Source organism: Sulfurovum sp. bin170 (assembly GCF_010892395.1).
Taxonomy (GTDB): Bacteria; Campylobacterota; Campylobacteria; order Campylobacterales; family Sulfurovaceae; genus UBA1140.
Genome location: NZ_JAACKB010000041.1, coordinates 1 through 7,708, shown reverse-complemented (window position 1 = coordinate 7,708; position 7,708 = coordinate 1). Strand labels below are relative to the sequence as shown.

The window sequence follows — 7,708 nt, the reverse complement described above, 5'->3', positions numbered from 1 at the left end:
CACGCGGCGTTGCTGCATCAGAGTTTCCTCCATTGTGCAATATTCCCCACTGCTGCCTCCCGTAGGAGTCTGGACCGTGTCTCAGTTCCAGTGTGGCTGATCATCCTCTCAGACCAGCTACCCGTCATAGTCTTGGTGAGCTCTTACCTCACCAACAAACTGATAGGATATAGTCTTATCTCTTGGCACAATAAAGCGTTTCCCTTTATACACTACATATAAAGGAGTATAAGGTATTAATCATCGTTTCCAATGGCTATCCCTCTCCAAGAGGCAAATTAACTATACATTACTCACCCGTTCGCCACTCGTCAGCATACCGAAGTATCTGTTACCGTTCGACTTGCATGTGTTAAGCACGCCGCCAGCGTTCACTCTGAGCCAGGATCAAACTCTCCATAAAAATGAAATGGTTTGAACCATGTTTAAAGTAGAGACAAGGCATGCCTTGTCTCTACAGTCGTGTTTTTTTAATAAAAAACATGAAAAAAACTCAAATAGACGTTGATTTTTTGTTTACTTATATTTGGTTGTTAAAGATCACTTCGCAAACTCTTTCACTTAAACTCTAAGTGACATCTTTGTTTGTCGAGGCGTATTATAGACAAATTTATCTTTGATGTCAAGTGTTTTTGTAAAAAAAATGAAATAATTTCATTTTTTTTACTTTTTGTAGTTTCTCTTACTATATATATAGCTTTTTGTTAATATCTGCAATAATAGATTCTATATCTTTATCTTCAACATTTATAACAAAATCAGCCAACTTTTTATAAGCTTTTGCTCTCTCTTTGTAAAGTTTTTTTGCTTTTTTGGGTTCAGAAAAGAGTGGTCTCTTTTTTAATTTAGCTTTAGAGTTCTCTGCGGTTGACAATCTATTATAAATCCACTCGTAAGATGCATCTAATAAAACTACTTTTCCAAGCTTTTTGAGATTTTCAACCTTATAGAACCCACCTCCACAAGATATAAATGAATCATCTACAGATTCTTCAATCCAATCAGCACAATCCTGCTCCAAAGAACGAAAATATTTCTCTCCATACTCGTTAAATATCTCTTTAACTTTTTGATTCTCTTTTGACTCTATCAAATCATCTGTATCAATGTTGAAAACACCATACATCTTTGCATAGGCTCTAGCAGTTGTACCCTTTCCAACCCCCATAAAACCTATAAGTATAATATTTTTTTTCATCTTATGCCATATTATATCGTTCGATAATTTTCCTAAGTCTCTTTCTTAGATTCCTCAAAGCATCTTCTGCATTTTCACCCTCTGCAACCAATGAATCAAACTCATCAAATTGAGCTTTTGCAATCCAACCAATTTTTTTATGACGCTTAATTCCTACAAATTTTACCTCTCCAAAATGCTCTTTTGCCATTTTATAAATACGGTCTATTCTAAACTCTAATGTTTTCTCTACTTTTTTATCTTTATCAGACATATTGATTCCTTTTTATTTTTTTTAATTATACATAAAAAATGTTACAAACTTTCAACATTTCCTACAACTCTACCAACAATTTGAATCTCTTCGGGTAACATGGTTTCAGGTGAGTAGGCTTTATTATCGGATATAAGTTCAACCATCCCATCTGCTCTTAATCTAATTCGTTTAATAAAGAGTCCTGCTGTAGTTGTCGCGATATAGATACCGTCTCTGTTAATATTGGTTTGACTTCGATCAATAAACACAATAGAGCCATCTTGAAGAGTGGGTTCCATAGAGTCTCCATCAACATTTATCGCCTCTATTTGAGAACTATCAAAGGGTGCCATATTTTGCATCAGCGTTCTATCTACTGATAATATCTCGTAGTTATCATTAAAAACATCTGCTCCACCACCTGCACTAGCACGGATGTCTGCAAAATATCTAACTTGAAAAAACTTCTCTGTCTCACCAATCAACATATCCACTGCTTGGTCAAAAAAGAGCCAATTGATACTCAATTTTTTAGTTGCACAAAACTGCAAAATCTCTTTAAATGGAATAGAATTCCTCTTTTTCATGGTCGCAAAAGTAGCCTGAGGTATAGCCAAAGCATTAGCCACATCCTTATCAAAAACCTTTGCACCACTCTTATTCTCTGATATAATATCCTTTAATTTTTCGATTACAGACTTTAATTCATACATATTTCATTCCTTTTTTAATTACAATAAAAAATTATATGACAATTTGATATATTTTATACTTAATTTGAGAAAAAACAGTATAATCTGAAATATTTATAAAAATTTTAATCAAGCAATAAAATTTGAACTTTATCCCCAATAACTTTAGATTCATCATCCTCATCTGTAACAAGAAGAGCTGTTGAACCTAACATATTTGTCAAAATCGCACTACTTCCACTCTTTTTACCTTCAAAACCAACAAAATAGTTACCATCTTCAAGTGATACGCTACAAGCTGTAAACTCTGCCTTTTTATGTCTCTTATTAAATGGTTCAATCAGTGTTGCTTCAATCGTTCTAAGACTACAGCTACCTCTTTGTAACTTCTCAATCAATGGAACTAGATAGATCAGTGCTGTTACGCTTGAAGAGTAGGCAAACCCTGGCAGAGCAACTATAAACTTATCGTCTCTCTTAGCAACCATAATATGTTGCCCTGGTTTTACTCTAACCCCTTTGAATAGAACTTCACATCCAAGCTCAACAATAACATCTTTTACAAAATCAAAATCACCAACACTCACGCCACCAGTTGTCACCACAATATCGCTTTGACTCAATGCTAATTCCATATTTTTTAAAATAGTCTCTTTATCATCATAGATACAACCCAACTGCTGTGGCTCTCCACCATACTTCTTGACAATAACTTCTAAAATATAGTTGTTGGAGCTTCTTATCTGTGAATCTGAAGTCTGCTTCTCTCCAAGTTCTAATAACTCACTCCCTGTAGATAAAATCGCCACTTTTGGCTTCTCATAAACTAATGGAGAGACGATATTTAGACTTGCCATCACACCAATATCTGCAAAACCTATCTTTGTACCTTTGGAAATAAGCTTTTGACCCTCACTATAGTTCTCTCCTATCTCTCTCACCGAAAAACCAAAAGGAACCTCTTCATTAATTACTATCTCTTCACCCTCTACCGTCACATTCTCTATGGGAATAAGCGTATCAGCACCATCAGGCATAAGTGAACCTGTAAAAGTTTTGATACATTTTCCTGACTCAACGGACTCTTTCAAATCTGTTCCTGCTGGATTGATACTGGAGATAATAAGTCGTCTTAACTTTAAATCGGCATGTTTAACAGCATAACCATCCATTGCTGATGTTGGAAATGCTGGTGAGTTGTGGTCTGTAACTATATCTTCTGCCAAAATATACCCTAGAGTATCAGTCAGATATAGTTTTTTACTTTTGTATTGTTCTATTTTTATACCGTTTATAATTTTTATTGATTCGTCAAAATGTATAAATGCCATATTGTTTTGTTTTCCTTTTTTGATTTTATATGTTCGATTTTATCGAACCTACGAGAGCAATCCACTACCCTCCATTGGGGTACTTCTGTCTTCTGCGTATATCCTATTTCCATCAATCACATCATATTTCCAAATGGGTGCATTTGCCTTGAAATCTTCGACAAACTCATCTATCAACTCTAGTGCCACTCTTCTCTTTGGTGAAAAAACAGCAGAGAGGTAAGAGGAGGTATGCACAGGTACATCACCAATAGCATGTGCCATTTTCACCTTTGCCCCCTTGCTCTCTGCTTTTTTCACCCAAGAGTTAAACCAAGTTTGCAAAACAGGTTCATATATATCAAAACTCAAAGCTTCAATATTATCCTCTGCACGAATAGTTCCTACAAAAGGGATATAGGCTCCATAATTTGACTCAGACTCTTCATCTAGCCATCTACCAAAAATAGCTTTTACATCCAATGAACCTTGATATAACTCCATCTTAACCACCACAAACAGGAGGCAGAATAGAGACTCTATCTCCAGACTTCAAAATTTTTGTCAAATCATTGGTCATCTCATCATTCACAGCCACAGCACACTTATCTAACCATCCACTAACTGCCTCTATCTCTTGTAACCTATTGGCTACCTCTTGTAGAGAAGTTGCTTCCATCTCTATAGGCTCCACGGAAATAGGACCCAAAAATTCAATTTTTATCATAATAAAATACTCTCTTAGTTTAAAATTGTACAGATTATAAAAGTTGTTTGATATAATGATGCTTAAAAATAACCTATAGGTGAACGACTGTGATATTTGGCTCTATAAGCTACCTAAACCTCTTACCATTTCAACTATTTTTAAAAAAACAGATAAAAGACTCTAGTAGCAAAATGGCATTTAACTATAAAAGAGCCGTTCCAAGCAGAATCAACAGAGCTTTACGCTCAAGAGAGATTAATGCAGGATTTATATCTAGTATCGAATCACCTCGTTATAGATGTACTGACTTGGGTATCATAGCAAATAAAGCAGTCTATAGTGTTTTTGTTATAGAGGGTGAAGATAAAAAAGATAAAGAGTCTGCTTCATCCAATAGATTAGCCTCTATTTTAAATCTAAAAGGAGAGGTAATTATTGGGGATAAAGCACTTAAGTATTATCTTGATGGTGGAGTTGGTATTGACCTAGCTACTGCATGGTATGAGAAGACCTCTTTACCTTTTGTTTTTGGTAGACTCTGCTATAACTGCTATGGTAGTAATATCCAAAAAATATCAAAAAATTTTATGCAAAAACCTGTTAAAATACCACAATATATTCTAAAAAAAGAAGCTAAGAAAAGAGGTATTACATCTAAACAGCTTCTTTGGTATCTTGGGCATATTGAGTATAAGATGGACTATAAGTCTAAGAGATCACTAAAGCTTTTTCTTAGAGAAGTCAAAAATCCTAAAAAATAGGATTCAAGACTTTAAAAATCGTAAGTAACACCAGCACTAACAGCATCCAAATCAGGAGAACCTGACTTAACATGCATCCGTTCATAATCAACAAAAATACCTACACCTTTCTCTTGGTCTCCATGACCATCAAAATCTCTAGAGTATTTCCCATCTTTTGGAGTATCTATTGATAGGTCAACCTCTACACCAACTCCAAGTGCTAAACCTTCAGCATCAACAGTAGGCATTCTCCCACTTACTGTTGTTTTAGCAACACCTACTAAACCATATAGATTTGAACTATTCCCAATAGGTAGCATAGGCTTAACGAAGACTCCTGCATGTTTTACTTTACTACCATCAGAATCCCAATTTGTTCTTGAACCTCTTGCTTCAATACCAATATATTGGTTAAAATCATAACCAACTCTTGCCATTAGACCATAAGTTTTATCTTTATTTTCTGATGTTCCACCCTTTTCACATTTACAATCATTTTCATATCTAACGCCTGTAATACCTAAACCTGCATAAAATCCATTTGTCACAATATCTTTGGATTTTACAATAACAGGAGATGGAGCAACAACAACTGATTTTGGCTTAACAATAACAGGTTCAGACTCAACATAGACTGGCTCCTCTTCTACAAATGCCTCCTCTGCTACAACCTCATCCTCTATCTCATAAGCAGTCACTTTACTGAATTCACCACCTGCATACCCCAAACTTCCTAACATAATCACTGTTATAAATGATAATTTAAAACCCTTCATTTTTTAATCCTTTATTTTAAATTTAAATAAAGTTCTTCTTCTCTAAGAAAAAGAACTCCTAATAGTGATATTAGCAATAGCATAAGAGTTAATCCAGCTCCATTTATAGATGGTATCGTTGATTTATAATCATCACACTCACAATCTTCTACTACTTCAGTCAGATTATCATCTATAGAAGGACGAATAGTTATATTATCATCTACTGTAGAGACTACTCCTACATCATATATCAAATCATTCTCAACATTGCCTATGGTAAACTCTGCCGTTCTTCCACTACTATCAACATCTGAATCTTTGGCATCATTGCTACCCATATTTGCAGATGTAAAAATATAATTTTCTGGTAAATCACTAAATCCTATAGTATAAGAGCCAACAAGAAGATCAGAGAATTGATAGATACCACTTGCATTGGTTGTGGTTCTCTCTACTACACTTCCATTCGCATCAAAAAGTACAACTGTAACACTCTTAACACCCTGCTCTCCACTATCTTGTATGCCATCTTTGTCTATATCATACCAAACAAAATCACCAACAGTAAAATTATTATCTATTGTCGGAGTCGGAGTCGGAGTCGGAGTCGGAGTCGGTGTCGGAGTCGGTGTCGGAGTCGGTGTCGGAGTTGGAGTTGGAGTTGGTGTCGGAGTTGGAGTTGGAGTTGGTGTCGGAGTTGGAACGGGTGCAACTCTAGTCAACGAAACTATCGCTTCATTACTTAAATTAGCACAGCTATCTGATACAGTATAATTTATATCTGTTGGATTCCCTACAAAAGCATTATCTGAGCTAAATAAGATTGAACCACTACTATCAACACTCCAATTTCCTTCGCCAAATACAGTTAGCGTTCTATTATCATCACTCAAATTTGTATCTACTGGATTGCTTCTAATCATAACAGTTGAGGCATCAACAGAACAAATATCACTATCATTGGTTCTATCATTAGCCAAAATATCTATAGTAGTTGCTCCCGCAAATGGTAAATCAGCACTATCATTAACTGCAACTGGAGCAGGATGACATCCACCTGTACTATATACTCCATCATCTTCATTATCATACAACTCCGTAATATCATCTTGACTTAGAGCTATATTATAGATTTTAATCTCATCTAATTTACCAGAAAAATTATCAGGATTAACACAACCATCACATTGACCAAATATAAGCTTTTCACTATTAGATGATTGAGGGTCAGTGCTATATGTATACTCGCTATTAGCTACACCATTTATATAAAATCTCATAGTTTTCAGACTGTTGTCCCTTGTAAAAACAACATGTGTCCACTCATTTGCAGAGAGGTTCTCATCAGAATAGGCTACTACACTGTTATCTATAACAAAATTATGTCTATATGCTAACTGCCCACTCTCAGTCATCTTTATAAAATACTCTGCATTACTTGCATATTTTCTAACTGTACATGAATCTGAACCTAAACCCTTAGTCACTAACGCCTGTTTTTTTATCTCTAAAGGGTTAACCCAAAATGCAATTGTCAGATTTTCAACAAGGTCAAGTTCTGTACTATGCTCAACACTCATCATACCATCTTCTAATAATGTAAGTGCATTTATAATCTTTCCATCACCCAATGAGATATTGGCATCACCACTCAAAGTTCCATTAAGCTCACTACTAGCATGATTCTCTAAAGTTGCAGAACCATCACATTTCTCAAACCTATACTCAGCTTTTAGTGCAAAACTCATAACGGTAGTTGCGATTAAAAGCACCCCCATAGTCAATAATCTTCTAAAATAGCTCATGCTATCCTCCTAATTATAATATAAATGGTTGTAATTTGTGAAACCATTAACATATTATAACACAAATATTTTTAAACATTATTGAAAGAAATTAATTTTATAGAATAATATTTAACATATATCGTTATGCTAGGGAAATTCTAAATTTGAGAAGATGAGATTACAAAGCTTATCGTTGATGAGCAGATAGTTGGTTTTGTCTCATGCGATATATTGATAAAATTTTTAGGCAAACTTTCTAAAAAAAATCGTATATGT

9 protein-coding genes and 1 rRNA gene are annotated in these 7,708 nt (G+C 34.8%); 1 reads left to right on the top strand and 9 read right to left on the bottom strand.

Features of this window, described 5'->3' with window-relative positions; genetic code table 11:
- The 7 genes from GSY74_RS00985 to GSY74_RS00955 form a co-directional block, all read right to left on the bottom strand.
- A 16S ribosomal RNA gene (locus GSY74_RS00985) occupies window positions 1-403 on the bottom strand; the annotation flags it as partial.
- Window positions 404-685: 282 nt separating this feature from the next.
- Window positions 686-1,198 (bottom strand): shikimate kinase, encoded by a 513-nt coding sequence (locus tag GSY74_RS00980; RefSeq protein ID WP_164663232.1) that lies wholly within the window; start codon window positions 1,196-1,198, stop codon window positions 686-688.
- Window position 1,199: 1 nt separating this feature from the next.
- The gene (locus GSY74_RS00975) at window positions 1,200-1,451 is read right to left on the bottom strand and encodes a hypothetical protein (RefSeq protein WP_164663231.1); all 252 of its coding nucleotides are present in this window, start codon (window positions 1,449-1,451) and stop codon (window positions 1,200-1,202) included.
- A 41-nt stretch (window positions 1,452-1,492) separates the two neighbouring features.
- On the bottom strand, window positions 1,493-2,146 hold the full coding sequence (locus tag GSY74_RS00970) for a LexA family transcriptional regulator (RefSeq protein WP_164663230.1): 654 nt from the start codon (window positions 2,144-2,146) through the stop codon (window positions 1,493-1,495).
- 104 nt (window positions 2,147-2,250) lie between these two features.
- Complete coding sequence (locus GSY74_RS00965) at window positions 2,251-3,456, bottom strand: molybdopterin molybdotransferase MoeA (RefSeq protein WP_164663229.1); 1,206 nt, start codon at window positions 3,454-3,456, stop codon at window positions 2,251-2,253.
- Between the two features lie 48 nt (window positions 3,457-3,504).
- Window positions 3,505-3,939, bottom strand: a complete 435-nt coding sequence (locus tag GSY74_RS00960; RefSeq protein ID WP_164663228.1) for a molybdenum cofactor biosynthesis protein MoaE — start codon at window positions 3,937-3,939, stop codon at window positions 3,505-3,507.
- A gap of 1 nt (window position 3,940) precedes the next feature.
- Complete coding sequence (locus GSY74_RS00955; protein ID WP_164663227.1) at window positions 3,941-4,162, bottom strand: MoaD/ThiS family protein; 222 nt, start codon at window positions 4,160-4,162, stop codon at window positions 3,941-3,943.
- Between the two features lie 89 nt (window positions 4,163-4,251).
- Between GSY74_RS00955 and GSY74_RS00950 the strand changes: the two genes are divergently transcribed.
- Complete coding sequence (locus tag GSY74_RS00950; protein WP_164663226.1) at window positions 4,252-4,905, top strand: MqnA/MqnD/SBP family protein; 654 nt, start codon at window positions 4,252-4,254, stop codon at window positions 4,903-4,905.
- 11 nt (window positions 4,906-4,916) lie between these two features.
- Here the strand turns inward: GSY74_RS00950 and GSY74_RS00945 are convergent, their stop codons facing one another.
- Together GSY74_RS00945 and GSY74_RS10965 are read right to left on the bottom strand one after the other, a co-directional pair.
- A complete protein-coding gene (locus GSY74_RS00945; RefSeq protein WP_164663225.1) occupies window positions 4,917-5,663 on the bottom strand; it encodes an outer membrane beta-barrel protein in 747 nt (248 codons plus the stop codon).
- A gap of 11 nt (window positions 5,664-5,674) precedes the next feature.
- The gene (locus tag GSY74_RS10965) at window positions 5,675-7,450 is read right to left on the bottom strand and encodes an SdrD B-like domain-containing protein (protein ID WP_164663224.1); all 1,776 of its coding nucleotides are present in this window, start codon (window positions 7,448-7,450) and stop codon (window positions 5,675-5,677) included.
- Window positions 7,451-7,708: the final 258 nt, after the last annotated feature.